The organism is Nocardioides sp. SLBN-35 (assembly GCF_006715725.1).
Classification (GTDB): domain Bacteria; phylum Actinomycetota; class Actinomycetes; order Propionibacteriales; family Nocardioidaceae; genus Nocardioides.
Window position 1 is genome coordinate 2208104 of record NZ_VFNU01000001.1, and the last position, 18726, is coordinate 2226829.

Annotated in this window: 20 protein-coding genes; 5 read left to right on the forward strand and 15 right to left on the reverse strand. The window is 72.9% G+C overall.

The features are described 5' to 3' along the window. Positions 1-3 precede the first annotated feature (3 nt). On the reverse strand, positions 4-378 hold the full coding sequence (locus FBY23_RS10700) for a carboxymuconolactone decarboxylase family protein (RefSeq protein ID WP_141798133.1): 375 nt from the start codon (positions 376-378) through the stop codon (positions 4-6). A 35-nt stretch (positions 379-413) separates the two neighbouring features. Beyond that, entirely contained in the window at positions 414-2570 is a 2157-nt protein-coding gene (locus FBY23_RS10705; protein ID WP_141798134.1) for an MMPL family transporter, read from the reverse strand. A gap of 96 nt (positions 2571-2666) precedes the next feature. On the opposite strand from FBY23_RS10705, the gene FBY23_RS10710 reads away from it, so the two are divergent. Further along, a complete protein-coding gene (locus FBY23_RS10710; protein WP_141798135.1) occupies positions 2667-3086 on the forward strand; it encodes a DUF302 domain-containing protein in 420 nt (139 codons plus the stop codon). Further along, a complete protein-coding gene (locus tag FBY23_RS10715) occupies positions 3083-3343 on the forward strand; it encodes a metal-sensitive transcriptional regulator (protein WP_036541962.1) in 261 nt (86 codons plus the stop codon). Before FBY23_RS10710 ends, FBY23_RS10715 begins: the two co-directional genes overlap by 4 nt. A gap of 74 nt (positions 3344-3417) precedes the next feature. On the opposite strand, the gene FBY23_RS10720 is transcribed toward FBY23_RS10715, so the two are convergent. From FBY23_RS10720 to FBY23_RS10745, 6 genes are all read right to left on the reverse strand, one after another. After that, positions 3418-4050: an alpha/beta hydrolase gene (locus FBY23_RS10720; protein WP_141798136.1), complete on the reverse strand. Its 633-nt coding sequence runs from the start codon at positions 4048-4050 to the stop codon at positions 3418-3420. Between the two features lie 45 nt (positions 4051-4095). Continuing rightward, positions 4096-5424 (reverse strand): deoxyribodipyrimidine photo-lyase, encoded by a 1329-nt coding sequence (locus FBY23_RS10725; protein ID WP_222117791.1) that lies wholly within the window; start codon positions 5422-5424, stop codon positions 4096-4098. 33 nt (positions 5425-5457) lie between these two features. Further along, positions 5458-6870 (reverse strand): NAD(P)/FAD-dependent oxidoreductase, encoded by a 1413-nt coding sequence (locus FBY23_RS10730; protein WP_141798137.1) that lies wholly within the window; start codon positions 6868-6870, stop codon positions 5458-5460. A 97-nt stretch (positions 6871-6967) separates the two neighbouring features. Beyond that, positions 6968-8260: a CdaR family transcriptional regulator gene (locus FBY23_RS10735; RefSeq protein WP_141798138.1), complete on the reverse strand. Its 1293-nt coding sequence runs from the start codon at positions 8258-8260 to the stop codon at positions 6968-6970. Between the two features lie 34 nt (positions 8261-8294). Then, positions 8295-9764, reverse strand: a complete 1470-nt coding sequence (locus tag FBY23_RS10740; RefSeq protein ID WP_141798139.1) for a class I adenylate-forming enzyme family protein — start codon at positions 9762-9764, stop codon at positions 8295-8297. Beyond that, positions 9761-11536 (reverse strand): DUF3556 domain-containing protein, encoded by a 1776-nt coding sequence (locus FBY23_RS10745; protein ID WP_141798140.1) that lies wholly within the window; start codon positions 11534-11536, stop codon positions 9761-9763. The genes FBY23_RS10740 and FBY23_RS10745 overlap by 4 nt, the downstream gene beginning before the upstream one ends. 148 nt (positions 11537-11684) lie before the next feature. Between FBY23_RS10745 and FBY23_RS10750 the strand changes: the two genes are divergently transcribed. Genes FBY23_RS10750 through FBY23_RS10760 form a run of 3 tightly spaced genes read left to right on the forward strand, consistent with a single transcriptional unit; the run spans position 11685 to position 13758 of the window. Continuing rightward, on the forward strand, positions 11685-12083 hold the full coding sequence (locus FBY23_RS10750; protein ID WP_141798141.1) for a homing endonuclease associated repeat-containing protein: 399 nt from the start codon (positions 11685-11687) through the stop codon (positions 12081-12083). Next, entirely contained in the window at positions 12080-13225 is a 1146-nt protein-coding gene (locus FBY23_RS25950) for a hypothetical protein (RefSeq protein ID WP_160158216.1), read from the forward strand. Before FBY23_RS10750 ends, FBY23_RS25950 begins: the two co-directional genes overlap by 4 nt. Then, positions 13222-13758: a DUF4334 domain-containing protein gene (locus FBY23_RS10760; protein WP_141798142.1), complete on the forward strand. Its 537-nt coding sequence runs from the start codon at positions 13222-13224 to the stop codon at positions 13756-13758. The genes FBY23_RS25950 and FBY23_RS10760 overlap by 4 nt, the downstream gene beginning before the upstream one ends. 1 nt (position 13759) lies before the next feature. Here the strand turns inward: FBY23_RS10760 and FBY23_RS10765 are convergent, their stop codons facing one another. The 7 genes from FBY23_RS10765 to FBY23_RS10795 are packed head-to-tail and all read right to left on the reverse strand — an operon-like array spanning position 13760 to position 18699. Beyond that, complete coding sequence (locus tag FBY23_RS10765) at positions 13760-14383, reverse strand: flavodoxin family protein (protein ID WP_141798143.1); 624 nt, start codon at positions 14381-14383, stop codon at positions 13760-13762. A gap of 38 nt (positions 14384-14421) precedes the next feature. Next, positions 14422-14805 carry a DUF1304 domain-containing protein gene (locus tag FBY23_RS10770; protein WP_141798144.1) on the reverse strand — a complete coding sequence of 128 codons (384 nt, stop codon included), beginning with the start codon at positions 14803-14805 and terminating at the stop codon, positions 14422-14424. Position 14806: 1 nt separating this feature from the next. After that, complete coding sequence (locus FBY23_RS10775) at positions 14807-15661, reverse strand: SDR family oxidoreductase (RefSeq protein WP_260805892.1); 855 nt, start codon at positions 15659-15661, stop codon at positions 14807-14809. Then, complete coding sequence (locus FBY23_RS10780; protein ID WP_141798145.1) at positions 15658-16575, reverse strand: ABC transporter substrate-binding protein; 918 nt, start codon at positions 16573-16575, stop codon at positions 15658-15660. Before FBY23_RS10780 ends, FBY23_RS10775 begins: the two co-directional genes overlap by 4 nt. Further along, positions 16572-17240 carry an ABC transporter permease gene (locus FBY23_RS10785; RefSeq protein WP_141798146.1) on the reverse strand — a complete coding sequence of 223 codons (669 nt, stop codon included), beginning with the start codon at positions 17238-17240 and terminating at the stop codon, positions 16572-16574. The genes FBY23_RS10780 and FBY23_RS10785 overlap by 4 nt, the downstream gene beginning before the upstream one ends. After that, positions 17237-17890: an ABC transporter permease gene (locus tag FBY23_RS10790; RefSeq protein ID WP_141798147.1), complete on the reverse strand. Its 654-nt coding sequence runs from the start codon at positions 17888-17890 to the stop codon at positions 17237-17239. Before FBY23_RS10790 ends, FBY23_RS10785 begins: the two co-directional genes overlap by 4 nt. After that, on the reverse strand, positions 17887-18699 hold the full coding sequence (locus tag FBY23_RS10795) for an ATP-binding cassette domain-containing protein (RefSeq protein ID WP_141798148.1): 813 nt from the start codon (positions 18697-18699) through the stop codon (positions 17887-17889). The genes FBY23_RS10790 and FBY23_RS10795 overlap by 4 nt, the downstream gene beginning before the upstream one ends. Between the last annotated feature and the right edge of the window lie 27 nt (positions 18700-18726).

Here is an 18726-nt window from a genome sequence, read left to right on the forward strand (position 1 = left end):
GGCTCAGGCCTGCGCTGCAGCGGGCTCGAGGGCGTCGGCGAACGAGCAGAACGCGTCGTACGCCCGGGCGCCGTGGATGGTCGCGGGCCCGCCGTGCATCAGGAAGGTGACGCCGATGGCCTCGGCGGCCTCCTGCTTCGTGGCGCCGGCGCGGGCGGCGGCCTGCGCGTGGGAGGCGATGCAGCCGTCGCAGCCCTCGACGACGCCGATCGCCATCGCGATCAGCTCCTTGGTGCGCGCCTCGAGCGCGCCGTCGGCGAAGGCGGCCTTCGAAAGGGCGCCGAAGCCCTGGTAGACCTCGGGGATCGCGCGGCGCAGCTGGCGGTGCAGCGGGGAGAGCTCGTCGAGGATCGGCTTGGCGTGGGGTGAGTCGGTCATGGTGGTTCCTCTCGGGTCGGTTCGGTTGGGGTCGATCAGTCGTGGGCGAAGGTGATGGTGGGCAGGATCCGGCGCAGCCAGGCCGGCGTGGCCCAGGCGGCACGGCCGGAGAGCCGCAGCATCACGGGCAGCAGGACCAGGCGGACCAGGAAGGCGTCGAGCAGGACGGCGACGCCGAGGATCACGCCCATCTCCTTGGGTGGCAGCGGTCCGGACAGCGCGAAGGTGAAGAACACCGCGACCATCACACCGCCGGCGGCGAAGATCACCCGGCCCGAGTGGGCGACCGCGCCGACCATCGCCTCGCGCGGGTCGCCGGACTTCTCCCAGTGCTCCTTGGCCGAGGCCAGCAGGAACACGGTGTAGTCCATGGCGATCGCGAAGATCATCGCGAAGAAGAACACCGGCGCCCACGCGTCGAGGAAGCCCTGGTGCTCGAAGCCGAGCAGGCCCGAGCCGTGGCCGTCCTGGAACAGCAGCCGCGCGACCCCGAAGGCTGCGGCCGTCGAGAGCAGGCTGGCGAGCGTGCCGAGCAGCGAGATCAGCGGTGCTTGCAGGGCGACCAGCAGGAGCAGGAAGCCGAGCAGCAGCACGACGCCGATCACCAGTGGCGTGGAGCGCTGGAGCTGGTCGGTCAGGTCGATGTTCTCGACCGCGGCGCCGCCGACGAGGGCGGACGGCGGCAGGTCGGCGCGCAGCCGGTCGATCGTCGCCGGCAGGGCGGGGTCGGACGGGTCGACCGTCGGCATCGCCTGGATCATCGTGAGTTCGCTGCCGTCGGTGGCGGGCATCGGCGGGAGAACGGCCTGGATGCCGGCGTCGTCGGTGAGCACGGCGGCCGCCGTACCGGCGTCGGCCTCGTCGACGACGACCTGCAGCATCCCCGGCGCACCGGGGCCGAAGGCGTCCTTGACCTGGGCGTACCCGACCCGCGCGCTGGCTTCCTCGGGCAGCACCTTGATCGACGGCATCCCGGTCTTCAGGCCGACGATCGGCGCGGCGAGGACCAGCAGCACGACGCTCGCGCCGACGCCCCAGGCCACCGGGCGGCGCCACAGGTGGGCGCCCCAGCGGGCGAAGACGGGGGAGCGGTGCTCGCCGACCCTGACCCACGGTAGGGCGAACCGGTTGATCCGGTCGTCGAGCTTGAACAGCACGAGGGGCAGCAGGGTCAGCGTCGCGGCCAGCACGAAGACGACCGAGATCATGATCCCGCCGGCCATCGAGCGGAACGACGGCGACGGCACGAGCAGCACGGCGGACAGGGACACGAGGACGGTCGCGCCCGAGAGCAGGACCGCCTTCCCGGCCGTGTCCATGGTCTCCGCGACAGCCTGCCGGGGCGTGCTGTGCTGGCCCATCCGGGCCGCGCGGTAGCGGACCACCACGAAGAGCGCGTAGTCGATGCCCAGGGCGAGGGCGAACATCATCGCGAAGTTCATCGCCCAGATGGACACGGGCACCAGCTCGTTGATCAGCACCAGCGAGCCGGCCGAGGCCACCAGCCCGGCGAGGGTCAGCAGCAGGGGGAGCCCGGCGGCGACGAGGGCTCCGAACGCCAGCACCAGGATCGCCAGGGTCACCGGCCAGGACACCATCTCCGAGGTCAGCATCGCCTCGAGGTTGGCCTCGTTGAAGTCCGACCAGAGCAGCGAGGAGCCGGTGGGGTTGACCTGCACCGTGTCGGTCGACAGGTGCTGCAGCTCCTCCTTGAGGTCGGTCGCGACCCGCACCATCTCGTTGGTGTCGGCGCCGGCACCGCCCAGGACGACCGCTGTACGACCGTCGGGCGAGAGGCTGGCTCCGGGCATCGGCGCGATCACCTCGGCGATCCGCGGCTCGTCCTCGAGCACCTGCGTCACCTCGGCGAGCACCCGCGCGCCCTCGCCCTCGCCGAGCGGGCCGTCGGTGCTGTGTACGACGACCTGGATGGCGTGGCTGGCGTTGCCGCCGAAGTGCTCCTCGGCGAGGTCGCGCACGGCCACGGACTCCGAGCCGTTCGCCTGCCAGCCCGCGCCCGACAGGTTCTTCTCGACCGACGGCGCGAAGACGCCGAGCCCGATGACGAGCGCCACCCAGGCGATGCCGACGGTGCGGCGGTGCTCGGTCACCCAGACGCCGAGGCGGCCGAGCGGTCCTGGCCGCCAGGTGTGCGAGGCCGCCTCCGGTGCGGCCGGTGTCGTCTGCGCCACGGTGGCGCCTCCTTTCGGTTTATCCCCCCAGGGGGTTACGATGACGACAGTAGCAGATCCCCCCGGGGGGATACGGAATCGAGGAGAGGACCTCCGATGGACACCACCGACTTCACGCTCAGCACGACCCTCGCGGCGTCGTACGACGACACGGTGGCGCGGGTGCGAGAGCTGCTCGGCGACGCCGGCTTCGGCGTACTGACCGAGATCGACATCCGTGCCACCCTCAAGGCGAAGCTCGACGTGGACGTCCCGGCACAGCTGATCCTCGGCGCCTGTCGCCCCCAGCTCGCGCACCGCGCGCTGCAGGTCGAGCCGCGGGTCGCGGCCCTGATGCCGTGCAACGTCGTGGTCGCCGACGCGGGGGAGGGACGGACTCGCGTCGACGTGATGGATCCCGCGCTGCTCGCCACGCTGGCGCCCGATCCGGAGCTCGCCGAGGTGGCCGCCGACGGCCGCGCCCGGCTCACCGGGATGATGGAGGCCCTGACCGACCAGACGGGAGCGACCGCATGAAGCTGGAGCCTGAGGAGATCAAGGCGATCATCACCCGCCTCAAGAGGGCCAACGGGCACCTCGCGTCGGTGATCCGGATGCTGGAGGAGGGCGCCGAGTGCGAGGACGCACTGATGCAGCTCGCCGCGGTCAACAAGGCCGTGGGGCGCGGCGGGTACGCGCTGGTCGCCACCGGTCTGCAGAAGTGCCTGGTCGAGGGCGGCCCGGACTCGGTGGACGCGAAGAAGATGGAGAAGCTGTTCCTGGCGCTGGCCTGAGGTCTCCGGCTCAACGACCGAATTTGTCGTGGTCGGGCCGGATCAGCGACGAATTCGGTAGTTGAACCGCACGCTCAGCTCAGCACCTCGCGCACGCTCGCCGCGGCGTACGCGTTCCACAGCGGCATCCGGCGCAGCAGGTAGTGCCCGACCGCACCCATGTCGGTGAACTCCGCGTCGGCGACCTCGGCCGCGCGGGCGACGTAGGCCCGGGTGGCGCGGGGCGAGGTGATCCGGTCGAGGCGGCCGTGGGCGGCGCGGAGGACCTTGCCGGTCAGCGGCGCGACCGGGTCGTCGGCCGGGAGCCAGGGGGCGAGGGCGACGACGCCGCGCACCGACGGGTGGTCGGCGACGGCGACGCCGGTGCGGGCGCCCATCGAGTGGCCGAGGATCGCGACGGGGAGGCCGTGGGTGCGGGCGATCTCGTCGAGCGCCCAGCGCGCGTCGGCGACCGGCGCGGGCGGATGTCCGTGGCCGGCGTTCCATCCACGGACCCGGTAGCGCAGCACGACGACGCCGATCCCGTCGGCGGCCGCGACCCCGGCGACGTGGCGGGCCAGCGCCCGACCGCGACGCCACGACAGGCTGCGCCCGTCGACGGGGTCGGTCCCGTGCTGGGCGCCGCCGTGCAGCACGAGCGTGATCGCGCGGGCGGAGTCGGGGACCCAGGAGTCGGTGAACACCGGTGTCGCGGAGCTGGTCGTCATCTCGGGCATCACCGGGTCTTCGGAGCGGTCGGCGTCGTGGATGGGTCAGCCTCCGTGTCGTCGCAGCAGTTGGTAGGCCTCCAGTGTCGCCGCGCGCTGCTCCGCGTGGTCGACGATCGGCTCGGGGTAGTCGCCGACGGACGGGTCGGCGAGCTCGGGGATCCAGCGCCGAACGTACGCACCGTCCGGGTCGAACTTCTTGCCCTGGGTGGTCGGGTTGAAGATCCGGAAGTACGGCGCCGCGTCGGTGCCGCAGCCCGCGACCCACTGCCAGTTGTGCTGGTTGCTCGCCAGGTCGCCGTCGACGAGGTGGCGCATGAAGTGCCGGGCGCCGTGCTGCCACTCGACGTGCAGGTCCTTGACCAGGAAGGACGCCACGATCATCCGCACCCGGTTGTGCATCCAGCCCTCCGCCAGCAGCTGCCGCATCCCGGCATCGACGATCGGATAGCCGGTCCGGCCCTCCGCCCACGCCGCCAGTCGTCGCCGCAGCTCGGCGCCCGTGACGTACGGCAGGTCGCGCAGCTCGGGCCGGAAGTACTCCCGCGCGGATGCCGGCCAGTGGTGCAGCACGTGCGCGTAGAACTCGCGCCAGGCCAGCTCCTTGCGGAAGGTGGCGGCGTGCGGACTGCGCGCATCCAGGTCGGCGAGCACGGTGCGCGGGTGGATCGTGCCCCAGCGCAGGTCAGGGGAGAGCCGCGAGGTCGCGTCGAGGTCGGGGCGGTCGCGCACGTCGTCGTACGGCGTCCCGCGCCACGCCTCCCAGCGCGCCAGCGCTGCCGCTTCGCCCGCCTCGGGGAGGTCCACGCCGGCGATGTCCGGCTCGCCGGGCAGGTCGTCCGACGGCGCGCCCACCCAGTCGACCGAGGCCGGGTCGGACTCCGCGGGCGCCCGCCAGCCGTGGTCCACCCACGCGCGGTGGAACGGCGTGAACACCTGGTAGGGGCGACCGTCCTTGGTGAGCACCCGCCCCGGCGCGACGGCGTACGGCGACCCGGTGGCCACCAGCGGCACCGCACCGAGCGCCTCGGCGACCCGGTTGTCCCGGGCGGCGCCGTACGGACCGAAGTCGGCCGAGACGTGCACGGCACCCGCGCCGGCCTCGGCCACGACCTCGGGAACGACCGACTCCGGCCGGCCCGAGCGCACGACCAGGCCCGGGCCGAACTGCCGCAGCGACGCGTCGAGAGCCCGCAGGGTCCGCAGCAGGAAGGCGCGCCGGATGTCACCGGACGGCCCCCACAGCGCGGGGTCGAGCACGAACAGCGGCAGCACCGGGCCACCCGCCGAGGCGGCCAGCAGGGCCGGGTGGTCACCGAGCCGGAGGTCCCGACGGAACCACAGGATGCTCCCTCTCGCCTGACGGTCAGTCACCCGGCCATGCTGGCAGACGGTGCCTGAGCGATCTCAGTCCAACCCCAGGTCCTTGATCGCCAGCTGGGCCGCGCGGAAGCCGGCCATGCCGTGCGCCCCCGGGCCGGGCGGCGCGGCGGCCGAGCACAGGTAGACCCCGCGGGCGCCGGTCCGGTACGGGTTGCGGCCGGGGCGCGGCCCGAGCAGCAGCGCGGTCGGCGACTTGGCGCCGGTGAGGATGTCGCCGCCGACGTAGTTGGTGTTGCCGGCCGCGAACTGCCCGGGCGAGGTGACGTGGACGCCGACGATCCGCTCGCGGAACCCGGGGGCGAAACGTTCGATCTGGGCGGTGATCGCCTCGGTGGCGTCGCCGTCGAAGCCGGCGGGGACGTGGGCGTAGCTGTAGACCGGGTGGACGTCGCCGCGGGAGCGGGACGGGTCGGCGACGTACTGCTGGCCGAGGAGCACGAACGGGCGCTCGGGCATCCGGCCGGAGCTCACCGCCTTCTCGTTCGCGATGATCTCCGCGGGGCCGCCGCCGAGGTGGACGGTGCCGGCGCGGGTGAGGTCGGCGTCGCGCCACGGGATGCCCTGCTCGACGGCGAAGTCGACCTTGAAGGCGGCCGGTCCGTAGCGGTAGCGGCGGTAGGCGCGGCGGGTGCCGGCGGGGAGCCGGTCGCCGTACAGGTCGAGGGCGGCGGTCGGCGAGAGGTTGAGCAGGACGGCGTCCGCGGCGGGCAGCTGGTCGAGCGAGGTCACGTGGGCCCCGGTCTCGATCCGGCCGCCGTGGTCGAGCAGCGCCTTGGCCAGCGCCTCGGTGAGCGCCTGGGTGCCGCCGACGACGACCGGCCAACCGTCGTGGTGGCCGGCGGTGAGGATGCCGGTGCCGATCGCGGAGGAGACGACCTCGGTGAGCGGGCGCATCGCGTGGGCCGTCGTACCGAGGAAGAGGGCGCGGGCCTGCTCGGTGCGGAAGAACCGGGCCAGCACCGCGGCCGGGAGGACGGTGGGGGCGCCGAACCGGCCGAGCAGGAGCGGGTGGCGGGGGAGGTGGACGACCGGTCCGAGGATGTCGGCGGCGAGCTTGCCGTAGGCGCGCGACGGGCCGCCGAACAGAAGCCTCCAGCGACGCGCGTCGGCGCCAAGGCCGGCCGCGGTCTCCTCGACCGAGCGGTGCAGCAGCGCGGGGGCGGCGTCGTCGAGCGGGTGGGCGGCGTCGATCTCGGGCCAGGCCCACTGCAGGCCGTAGCGCTCCAGGCCGGCCAGTGCGGGGGAGCCGACGGCCATCGGGTGGAAGGCGGCGCAGTGGTCGACGAGGATCCCCTCGCCGAACGGCTGCGTGGTGCGGGTGCCGCCGCCGATCTCGTCGGCCGCCTCCAGCACGCTCACCTGTGCACCGGCGCGGGCCAGGGTCAGCGCGGCCGTCAGGCCGTTGGGCCCGCTGCCGATCACGATGGCGTCCGTCATGGTTCGACCGTACGACGAGCGCGTCGCGGGCGCCCATGTCCCGCGAGGCCGGACTTGGGGGACCGGCTTTGGTCCCGGCGCACAAGCGCCCCGGTCGTCACGCTCGGCCGGCCTCGACCAGGACCGCGCGCCCCAGCCAGTGGCAGGCGGTCAGCGCGAGCTCGATCGCCTGCCGGTCCGACCCGATCGGGCGGCCGAGTGCCTTCGCGGCGGACGCGATCCGGTACTTCACCGAGTTCTTGTGCATCAGCATCGCCTCGGCGGTGGCGGTGTAGCTGCTGTCGTGCTGGAAGAACAACAGCAGCGTGTGCCGCAGTCGTTCGTGCTGCTCGTCGTCGCGGGCGAGGTCGCCGAGTGTCTCGTGCACCCAGGTCCGCGTGGTGTCGAGGTCATGGGTCAGCAGCGAGGCGACCTTGAGCCCGGGCTCGTCGAAGCTGGTGACCGAGCGGCGCGGGTCGTCCCCGACGGTCGCGACCTGTTGGGCCCGCAGCGCCTCGAGGTGGGTGCGCCGGAAGCCGTCCACCCCGTGCGCCGGGCGGCCCAGCGCCAGGCGGGGCACCGGCGGCTCGCCCACCGCGGCGAGCCGGGACGCCAGCGCGCCGAGGTCGGGCACGGCGCCGTCAGGGTCGTCGGGGACCGCGAACCAGGCCCAGGCGGTGGCCCGGTCGTGCGGCACGAGCAGGGGAGCGCCGCGTGCATCCAGCTGTTCGGCGATCGCCGCCGCTGCCCGGGTGAAGCGGGTCAGCTGGTCCTGCTGGGCGCCTGTCTCGTGCACCCACAGCACGGCGCCGAGATGGTTGACGCGCAGCCGGTGGCCGAGCACCTTCTCGGCGGCGTCGACGTCGGTGACGGTGCCGGCGATCAGCTCGTCGACCCGGCCGGACCGGGCGCTGTTGCGCTCGGCCAGCCAACGCTCGCGCTCCTCCTCGTAGACGGTGATCACCCGCTGGGAGATCCAGTCGATGTAGTCGAAGGTGACCTCGACGACCTTCTCGTACGCCGCGGCCCGGGCCGGCGCGGGCGCGTCCATTCGCTGGCACTCGGCGAAGACCAGCTCGAGCAGGTTCTGCTGGCCGAGCCGGTAGGCACGGACCAGCGCGCTCACCGCGACCCCGCGCTGGGCGAGCCGCCGGGCGTACTCGTAGGCCGCCGACGGCGGCTCGATCTTGTCGAGGGCGATGTCGTGGCGCAGTGCGTTGAGGATGTTCTCGATGTTGCCCTCGATGCTCGCGTAGAGCAGGTCGATGATGACGGCGTCGCCGTCGAGCTCCTCGATCCGCGTCGCGAGCCGGTCGCGGAGCGCGCCGGTGAGGTCGGCGAGCCGCGACTGCAGTGCGGCCGCGACCACCTCGACGAGGTCGGCGCCGTCGGCACCGGTTCGCTCAGCCACGACCGGCATCCTCGCAGACGGGGGCAGCGTCGGGTCAGACCTGGCTCGGCTCACGTAGCAACCCCTTGACCAGCTTGCCGACCGAGTTCTTGGGCAGCTCGGTGCGGACCTCGAACTGTTCGGGCACCTTGTAGCGCGCGAGACGCGCCGCGCAGTGGACACGCAGCTCCTCGGGTGCCACGACGCGACCCGGCCGCGGGGCGACGTAGGCGACCGGGACCTCGCCCAGCACCGCGTCCGGCCGGCCGACGACGGCCGCCTCGAGCACCGCAGGGTGGGCGTAGAGGCACTCCTCGATCTCCTTGGGGTAGATGTTCTCGCCGCCGCGGATGATCAGGTCCTTGATCCGGTCGACGATGCGCAGGTACCCGTCCTCGTCGACGATCCCGACGTCGCCGGTGTGCAGCCACCCGTCCTTGATCACCTTCGCCGTCTCCTCGGGCCTGCCCAGGTAGCCACGCATCACGTTCGCGCCGCGGATCACCACCTCGCCGCGCGCGCCCGGCGGCAGGTGCTCGCCGGACGGCGAGACGACCGCGACCTCCTGGCCCGGCAGGGCGATGCCGACGGTGCCGGGCTTGCGAGGTCCGTCGAGCGGGTTGATGTTCGAGGCGACGCTGCTCTCCGAGAGGCCGTAGCCCTCGAGCACCGGCACCCCGAACCGCTTCTCGAACCGCATGATCAGCTCGGCCGGCATCGGCGCCGCCCCGCACACCAGGAACCGCAGCGAGGAGGTGTCCACCTCCCTGGTGGTGCGGGCGTCGAGCACGGCGTAGATCGTCGGCACCGCGGAGAAGTACGTCGGCCGGGCGGTCTCGACGAGCTCCCAGAAGGTGTCGGGGGCGAACCGGGGCGCGACCACCACGTCGCCGCCCGCGCGCAGCGGCGCGAGGGTGCCCGCGATCAGCCCGTTCGCGTGGAACAGCGGCAGGACCAGCAGGCTGGTGTCCGCCGCGCTCAGCGAGAAGTGCTCGACCAGCGAGCCGCTCATCGCGTCCAGGTTGGCGTGGTCGAGCAGCACGCCCTTGGGCCGCCCGGTCGTGCCGCTGGTGTAGATGATCAGCGCGAAGTCGTCGGCCGCCGCGGCCGGGCCGTCGTCCGGCTCCACGGCGAGGTCGTCGCCGTCGATCGACGCCGCGTCCAGCCAGGCGATCCCGACCGACGCGGCCAGCTCGCGCGCCCGCTCGTCGCCCACCAGCACCGCGGCCGCGGAGTCCTGCAGCTGGTAGCGGGCCTCGTCGTCGGTGAGCGCCGCGTTGACCGGAGTCAGCGCGGATCCTCGGTACCAGGCGGCGAACATGGTCGTGACGATCTCCGCGCAGTTCGGCAGCATCACCGCGACCGTGTCGCCCGGTGCGATCCCGAGAGCACCGAGCCGCTGCGCGAGCCGCCGTACGTCGGCCGCGAACCTCGCGTTGTCGAAGGCCCGTTCGCCGTCGCGGAGGCAGGACCCGGTGGGGTCCTGTGCAGCGCGGGCGAAGGGGATCTCGGCGAGCGGGCTCATGCGGGCACCTCGGCGGTGGCGCGCCGCCAGGTGACGGTGGTCGGGACCGGGCCGTTGGGCAGCCACGGCTGCTCCCTGACGCAGTCGGAGACCAGCCAGGTGCCGCGCTCGACGATGCCGAGCGCCGCGTCCATCACGAAGTACTCCTGGGTCTTCTTGTGGATCGGCTGCGACTCGACCCAGACCACGACGAACTCGCCGGGAGCGAAGCCGATCCGCTTCTGGATCGCCTCGATCAGCTGGTCGTCGTGCAGGTGGCCGTCGCCGAAGTTCCAGCCGATGACCGAGTTGCAGCAGAACTCGGCCTCGCGCAACGAGTAGGACTCGTACTCCTCGCCCAGGTAGTCCTGCATCACCGAGAACAGGCCCCGGCCCTGGCTGTGCATCGAGCGCCAGGCGAGCGTCATCTGCATGGTCATCTCCGCGACGTCCTGTGGGTAGCCCATGCCCTCGACGAGCTGGTCGATCTGGTTCTTCGCGGGCTTCTTGAGCTGGTTGAGCTTCGCCTCGGCGCCGGGCGCGAACGCCCACGTGGCCGAGGCCCAGTTGCCGGCGTACTGCCGCATCGAGGGGAGGAAGGAGACCAGGTCGGGGCGAAGGTTGCCGAGCACCGGGAAGAAGAGGAGCGCGGCGGCGAGCACCGGCAGCATCCACGGCCGGCTGAAGTCGCTCACGCCATAGCCGTCGCCCGCGAAGTGGCCGGCGAACAGGAACACGGTGATGTAGGCGAACAGGATGTTCCACTCCAGCGGTACGGCGAGCGGGAACGTCTGGGTGATGAACAGGTGGAAGAGCACCATCGAGCCGACCGCGAGCAGGGTGATGGTCCAGCTGGTGCTGAACAGCAGGACCAGGGGGACGACCAGCTCTGCCGTCGTACCGAGGACGTGGGCCATGAACCAGGCGATCCGCGAGGGCTTGAGGTCGTCGGGCAGCGAGCGGTAGTGCGCGCGCTTGACGATCTTGGGGGCGAAGGGCGCGTTGGAGACCATCGGCGGGACGACGTTCTCGAAGTGCGCGTTCATCTTGGAGATCGCCGCACCCACCCAGACGATCACGATGACGAGCTTCGCCGCCACGACGAAGTCGACGAGGGTGAGCACGCTGCCGGCGAGGCTGGAGATCAGGAGGATCGGCAGGTACTGCTCGCCGCGGGCGGCGAGGAACAGGATCTTGTCGCGCAGGCCGCAGAGCACCAGCAGCGCGGCGGAGAGGGCCATGAAGCGCGGGTCGACCATCTCGATGCCGCCCAAGCCGTCGATCCGGGTGCTGCCGCCCGCGACGATGCCGACCAGGAAGCAGGCCAGGGTCGCGAGGTACAGCAGCACGTCGAACACGCTGCGGTTGTCGCCCGAGGTGAACGGCACCTTGCCCGGCCAGGGAGGGAGCCGGATCGTGTCCGGTCGCGCCCAGTAGGAGATGCCGCCGGTCATCGGCTTGAAGTGCGCCGCCAGCGGGCCCCAGGTGCCGCCGATGCCGAACAGCTCGAGGAAGAGCGTCCACAGCACGAGCTTCTGGTAGATCACCGGCTGGTCCCACCACTGCGCGACGTCGAGCGGGCCGCCGACACCGGAGGTGAGCGTCGCGAGCGCGACGCCGCCGCCGATGTGGAGGACGAGCAGCTTCACGATGTAGATCGTGTGCACCATCTTCGGGGTGCCGAAGCCGTACTCGGCCCAGAAGGTGGCGAGGAAGCGGATCCGCTCCTGACGGGGACGGGCGAGCAGGTCCGCGGGGTCGGCGGGTGGGGCATCGGGGGTGAGGAAAGGCATCGGTCTGGCTCCTTCGGGACGGCCGCCGCAGCGGGTGTCCCGACCGTAGGTTCGCGACTGTGTCGACGGTCACGGCCACGACGACCGAAGATCCCGGCGGCCTTCGTCCTCGACGGACAAGTGCGCGCGAGATGGCTACGGTGGCCACATGCGGGTCCCCGAGTTCTCCGACGAGCAGATCGCCGCCGACCTCGCCGCCGCGGCCGCCGAGCTCGGCGAGCCGCTGACGGCGGCGGGGTACGACGGCTGGCAGCGCCAGCGCAACGCGGCCTCGCCCGCCCTGCTGATCCGCCGGTTCGGGTCGTGGAACGCCGCCTGTGCGCACGCCGGCGTCGCCACCAACAAGACCCGCTCCACCAGCCGCCGGTGGAGCGACGACGACGTGGTGGCGATCGTGGCGCGCTACCTCGCCGAGCCCGGCAGCGCCGGCTCGTTCGCCGACTACGCCGCCTGGGCCAAGGCCCGGGACGGCGTACCGAGCGGGGCGACGCTGCGGCAGCGGTTCTCGTGGGCCGAGGTCAAGAAGCGGGCCGGAGAGCTGTCGTGACCCCGGCGCTGGACGCGAGTACGGCGGCCGCGCAGCGCGACCACGCGGCCCGGCTGCGCGAGCGGCTCGGCCTCGCCGAGGCGCCGATCCTGTCGGCCACCGGGCTCTGGCTGCTGCTCGCCGCCGTGGCGGAGTCGGTGACCGACCCCGCCGACCGGCGCGCGCTGGAGGACGCGCTGGGAGTGCCGGCCGTGGACGCCACGGCGACGGTGGGCGCCCTGCTCGCCGACCCGCACCCCGCCGTGGGCGCCGCCCTCGGCGGCTGGGTGCGTCCCGACCTGACGCTGCGCGCTCCCGTGCCGGGACCGGTCCCGGTCGGTCCGCTGCCCGGCCAGGCCGCCCTCGACGCCTGGGCCCGCGAGCACACCCGCGGCCTGATCCCCACCTTCCCGGCCCAGGTCGACGCCCGCACCCTGCTGCTGCTCGCCTCCGCCCTGGTCACCGAGCCGCGCTGGCGCGCGCGGCTGCAGGCCGACCGCGACGGGCGGCTGCTGCTCGACGACGGGCTCCAGGCCCTCGTCGCCACCGAGGCCGCCGGTGTCGTGGCGCTCGCGTGCCCGCCCACCGACGACGGCATCGACGTGCTCAGCGTGATCGCGGCTCCCGGCGTCGCTGCGGCGGACGTGTGGCGCGCCGTCGACGAGGTCGTGGCCCACCGCCTCGGCGGCGGGCTCGCCGCGGGCGACCGGCCCTCCGGGCCGATGGCCGACGGCCACGCCTGGCGGGTGCGTGAGGTCGTCGAGTCGTTCGCCGCCCGGCAGGCGCCCCAGGACGGCGCCGAGCTGTGGACCAGCCGGCTCCCCGCGTGGAAGGCCTATGCCCGGCACGACCTCAGCGCCGCGCCCGGTGTCGCCGAGGTCGGTCGCGTTGTCGCCGGGCTGCTGCCACCCGAGGCGCTGCGCGAGGGGATCGACCTGGAGTGCGTGCAGGCCGCCACCGCGACCTACGACGCCGACGGGTTCCGGGCCGCCGCCGTCACGGCGCTCTCGGTGCGGGCGGCCGGGATGCCGTCGTACGTCGAGCGCCGGGTGCGGCGCGTCGAGCTTGCCTTCGACCGCCCGCACGCCGTGGTCGCCGTGGCCCGGGGCGGTGCGTGGGACGGTGTGCCGCTGTTCCACGCGTGGGTGACAATGACAGCATGACTGTCATTCCCAGTGACCGGCTGGCCGCGCTCGAGCCCGCCTGCACCCTCTCCGACGCCCTGGCGCTGTTCGACAGCCTCCCGGCCGTGCGGGCCGACGAGATCACCGGCCGCTGGCACGGCCGCGAGCTCGCGACCGGTCATCCCATGGACGGGCTGCTGGCGGCGTCGGGCTGGTACGGCAAGCAGTTCGACTCCGTCGACGAGGTGCACCCGCTGCTGTTCCGGGCGCCGTCCGGCGACATCGTCTCGGTCGACCCGCGCCGGATCCCGTTCGGCGTGGTCGACAAGATCCCGTCCGGCGTGGTGGCCCGCGGCCGCACGGTGATGGGGGCGGCCCTGCCGGCTCTGCGCACGAAGCGGCCGCGGGCCCGGCTGCGCAACGTGGAGTACCGGGGCGTGGTCACCGCGGGGATGAGCTACGACCACCTGCCGATCATCGACCTGTTCCGCCGAGTCGACGACGACACCCTGCTCGGGTGCATGGACCTGCGCGGCGCGGCGCCGTACTTCTTCGTGCTGGTGCGCGACTGACTCACGCGGGGTAGGCGGACCCGCGCAGGAGCCGCGCCAGGTGGGCGGCGTTGGCCGCCAACGTCTTCGTCGTCCCGGCGGTCTTCTCCGGCTCCGGGTCGAGGTCCTGGTAGTCCGTCGACTGCATCGCCTCGCCGACCCAGTAGGTGACCCCGTTGGCGGGGATGGTGAACCCGACGTCGCTCAGCGCCTGGAACACCTCGGCACAGACGTGGTGGGCGCCGTCCTCGTTGCCGACCACCGCGACGCCCGCGACCTTGCCGGAGGTGGGCATCCTGCCCTCGTCGTCGGTCTCGCCGAGCTCGGCGTCGAGCCGCTCGAGAACCACCTTGCACACCGAGGCCGGCTGCCCCATCCAGATCGGGGTGGCGATCACCAGGATGTCGGCGTCGAGGACCTGTCGCCGGATCAACGGCCACTCGTCGCCGTCACCCTCGTCGGTGCTGACGCCGAAGGCGACGTGGTGGTCGACGACGCGCACCAGCGTGCCCTGCACGTCGTGCTCCTCGAGCGCCCCGAGCACGCGGCGCCCGAGCAGCTCGGAGCTGGAGGGCGCGGGTGTCGCCTTGAGGGTGCAGCAGAGCACGAGCGCGCGGAGCGGAGTGGTGGAGGTGGTGTCGTCCATGCGCCGGGCGGTACCCGGCGCCCGAGCGGGAACCCGGGTCAGGCCAGCGCGACGGCGAGCAGCACCACGGCGACGGCCGGGAGGGCGAGCTGGGTGATCGCGGCGCGCGCCTTGCCGGGCGAGGACAGCAGCAGGACCAGGCCCGCGGCGACCATCGAGCCCGCGCCGCAGAACACCAGCGTCGCGCCCACCCGGTCGTCCTCCGCGCCGAACGCCACGATGCCGCCCGCGGTGATGAGGGCCAGGAAGAGGTTGTAGAAGCCCTGGTTGAAGGCCAGCTCCTTCGTCGCCTCCGCCTCGGCCTGGCTGGTGCCGAAGGTGGCGCGGGTGCGGGCGCTGGTCCAGGTCAGCGACTCCATCACCCAGATGTAGACGTGGAGCAGGGCGGCGAGGCTGGCGAACACCAGCGCAGCAGCGGTCATGTCAGGGATTCTGGCGCTCGGCCGAGGCGCTGTCGAGGTAGGCCGCGAGCCCGGTCGGCGCGCGCCCGGTCAACCGCTCCACGTGGTCGGTCACGCCGGCCATCTCGCCCGCGGCGATCGCGGTGTAGGTGGAGACCCAGGCGTCGTACTGCCATTGCGGGGCCTCCCAGCGCAGCCGCGACGCGTAGGCCTCCTCGACGGTCTCGTCGTGGTAGCTGACCCGGCGGCCGGTGTGGGCGGTCAGGATCTCGGCGACCTCGGTCAAGGTCGGCGCGGCCGGCCCGGTGAGGTCGTAGGTGGCGCCGGCGTGGTCCGCGGGCGCGAGGAGCACGGCGACCGCGCAGGCCGCGACGTCGTCGCGGGTCACCGCCGCCACCCGCCCGTCGCCGGCCGGGCCGCGGATCACGCCGTCCTCGCCGACCAGGTCGGGCAGGAAGTCGAGGTAGAAGCTGTCGCGCAGGAAGGTGAACCCCATCCCGGAGGCACGCAGGTGCTGCTCGGTCGCCCAGTGGTCGCGCGCCAGGGTGAAGGTGGCGTCGGGCGCGGCGCCGAGGAACGAGGTGTAGACGACGTGCTCGACCCCGGCCGCCGCTGCCGCATCGACGAACGTCAGGTGCTGCTCGAGGCGGTCGGCCGACTCGGCGGCCGAGACCATGAGCAGGATGCGCACGCCCTCGAGCGAGGCGGCCGCCAGCTCGCTGTCGCCGTACGTCGAGCGGACGACCGTCGCGCCGGGCAGCTCGGGGGCGCGGCTCGGATCGCGCGCCAGCAGCCGCTGCTCGACGCCGCGCGCCGCGAGGGCCCGGGCGACGCGTCCCCCGAGCCCTCCCGTCGCACCGGTGACCGCAAGGGTCACAGAAGGCCTTCCTTCTCGAGCCAGTCCTTCGCGATGGTCGCGGCCGGCAGCTCCTCGTCGACGCTGCGGGCGTCGAGGTCGACCAGGTCCTCGGGCGACATGGCGGCGCTGACCTTGTTGATTACACCCACGGCCTTGTCGCTCAGGTCGTCGCTGGCGACCGGGACGACGTGGGAGGCGAGGAACAGTCCCTTGGTGTCCTCGAGGGCGACCAGGTCGTTCTTCTTGATCGACGGGTCGCCGGTGTAGATGATCGCGAGCTGGATCGAGCCGTCCTTGAGGGCCTTGACGGTGAGCGGGCCGCCGCCGTCCTCGATCGGCGTGAAGGCCACGTCGACGCCGTACGCCTTCTTGAGTCCCTTGGGACCGTTGGGGCGGTCCTCGGCCTCGGAGTTGGCGCCGAAGGTCATCTTCTCGGTGACCTTCGCGAGGTCGTCGATCGTCGTCAGTCCGTACTTCTCGGCGAACGCCCGGGTCACGACGTAGGAGTCCTGGTCGGTGGCCGGCGACTGGTCCAGCACCTCCAGGCCCTTCTCCTCGGCGGCGTCCTCGAGCTCGGCGTACACGTCGTCGGCCAGGCGGGCCTTGGTGTCGGGCTTCCAGACCTGCAGCAGCGGGCCGGTGTACTCCGGGAACAGGTCGATCGAGCCGCTCTCGATCTCGGGGAGGTAGCCCTCGCGCTGGCCGATCCGGAGGTCGCGCTCGACCTTGATGCCGGCGGCCTCGAGCGCCTGGGCGTAGGCCTCGGCGATGATCTCGTTGGAGTAGTAGTCCTGCGAGCCGATCACGATCGTGTCGCCGCCCTTGTCGCCCGTGCTGAGCGGGTCGTCGCTGCCGCACGCGGTGAGGGAGAGCGCGGCAGCCGCGACCAGGGCGAGACCGACCGCTGTGGATCGGCGGGGGGTGCGGGTCATGACGGAACCTTTCGGGTGGTGGGGCGGCTGGCCCGCTGCAGGGCAGCCATGGTGAGGTCGAGCACGAGGGCCAACGCCGCCACGAGCAGCGCGCCGGCGAGCATCTCGTCGTAGTGCCGGGACTTGAGGCCGGAGAACAGGTAGCGGCCGAGGCCGGTGTCGGAGATGTACGCCGCCAGGGTGGCAGTGGCGACGACCTGCAGCGTCGCTGCCCGCACCCCACCGAGCAGGACGTCGGCGCCGAGCGGGATCTCGACCCGGGTGACCAGCTGCCACTCGCTCATCCCGACCGCGCGGGCGGCGTCGACGGCTCCGCGGTCGGCGGCCTCGATGCCGGCGTAGGCGCCGGCGAGCAGCGACGGGAACGCCAGCGCGACCAGCGCGAGCAGCGGCGCCTGCAGGCCGATCCCGAGCGCGAGTCCGAGCAGGGTGAGCAGGCCGAGGGTCGGGACCGCTCGCACGGCCCCGGCGAGCGCGACCACGACCAGCCGGCCGCGGCCGGTGTGTCCGATCAGGATGCCGAGCGGGATCGCGAGCACGGCGGCGATGGCGACCGCGGCGAAGGTGACCAGCAGGTGCTGCACGATCCGGTGGTCGATGCCGCCCGGCCCGCCCCAGTGGGCGCCGTCGGCGATCCAGGCCAGGGCGTCGGCGAAGAGGTTCACCTCGCCGCTCCCGTCGGAGTGGCCGTCCGCCAGGGCGTGGCGACCCGGCCGATGGCGACGAGCAGCACGTCCAGGGCGACGGCGAGCAGCATGGTGCCGACGACGCCGGTGACGATCTCGGCGCGGATGTCGCGCTGGAAGCCGTCGGTGAGCAGGTTGCCCAGGCTCGGGATGCCGACCAGGGCGCCGATGGTGACCAGGCTGACCGTGCTGACCGTGATCACCCGGATCCCCGACAGCAGCACGGGTACGGCGAGCGGTAGGTCGACCTTCCAGAACAGCCCGGAGCGCGAGTAGCCCATCGCCTCGGCCGCCTCGCGCACGCGGGCGTCGACGGAGCGGAACGCGTCGGCTGCGGTGCCGGCCAGCAGGGCGGTGCCGTAGACGGCGAGCGCGACGACCAGGGTGAGGCCGGAGCGCAGCGGGATGCCGAGCAGGACGGGGATCACGATGAGCAGCGGCAGGGCGGGCACGGAGTAGAGCAGGCTCGCGGTGCCGAGCACGACGGTGCCGGCGCGCGGCCAGCGCCAGGCGACCCGGCCGAGCACGATCGCGACCAGCACGCTGACCACGATGGCGGGCACCGACAGCCGCAGGTGCTGGACGAGCATGTCCAGGACGTAGGCGCGGTTGGCGTCGAGCCAGGTCACGCGAGGACACCCACCGGCCGGCCGTCGCCGTCGACCACCACCTTGCGGCCGTCGACGTCGACGGTGCGCAGCGCCCGCTCCGCGCGGTCGGAGCCGATGAAGTCGCGCACGAAGTCGTCGGCCGGTGCGGCGACGATCTCCTTGGGGGTGCCGGTCTGCGCGACGATCCCGCCGGTGCGCAGGATGACGACCTCGTCACCGAGCCGGAACGCCTCGTCGATGTCGTGGGTGACCAGCACGATGGTCTTGCCGAGCTCGGCCTGCAGCTGCAGCAGCTGGTCCTGCAGGCCACGCCGCACGATCGGGTCGACCGCGCCGAACGGTTCGTCCATCAACAAGATGTTGGGGTCCGCGGCCAGCGCCCGCGCCACCGCGACCCGCTGCTGCTGGCCGCCCGAGAGCTGCACCGGGTAGCGCTTCCCCAGCGCGGGGTCGATCCCGACCCGCTCGAGCAGGGCCAGCGCGGCCTCGCGGGCCGCGCGCTTCGGCGTACCGGTGAGGACCGGGACGGTCGCGACGTTGTCGACCACGCGCCGGTGGGGGAGCAGTCCGCCGGCCTGCGGGACGTAGCCGATCGAGCGGCGCAGATCGACCTTGTCGAGGTCGCGGACGTCGCGCTCGTCGATCAGGACCGAGCCCGTGGTGGGCTCGACCATGCGGTTGACCATCCGCATCAGCGTCGTCTTGCCCGACCCCGAGGTGCCGACCAGCGCGAGGGTGCGGTGGGAAGGGACGGTGCACGAGAAGCCCGTGACGGCGACGGTGCCGTCGGGGTAGGTCTTGCCGACGTCGCGGAACTCGATCCCCATGCGTGGCACCCTACGGTGCTGGGCGGA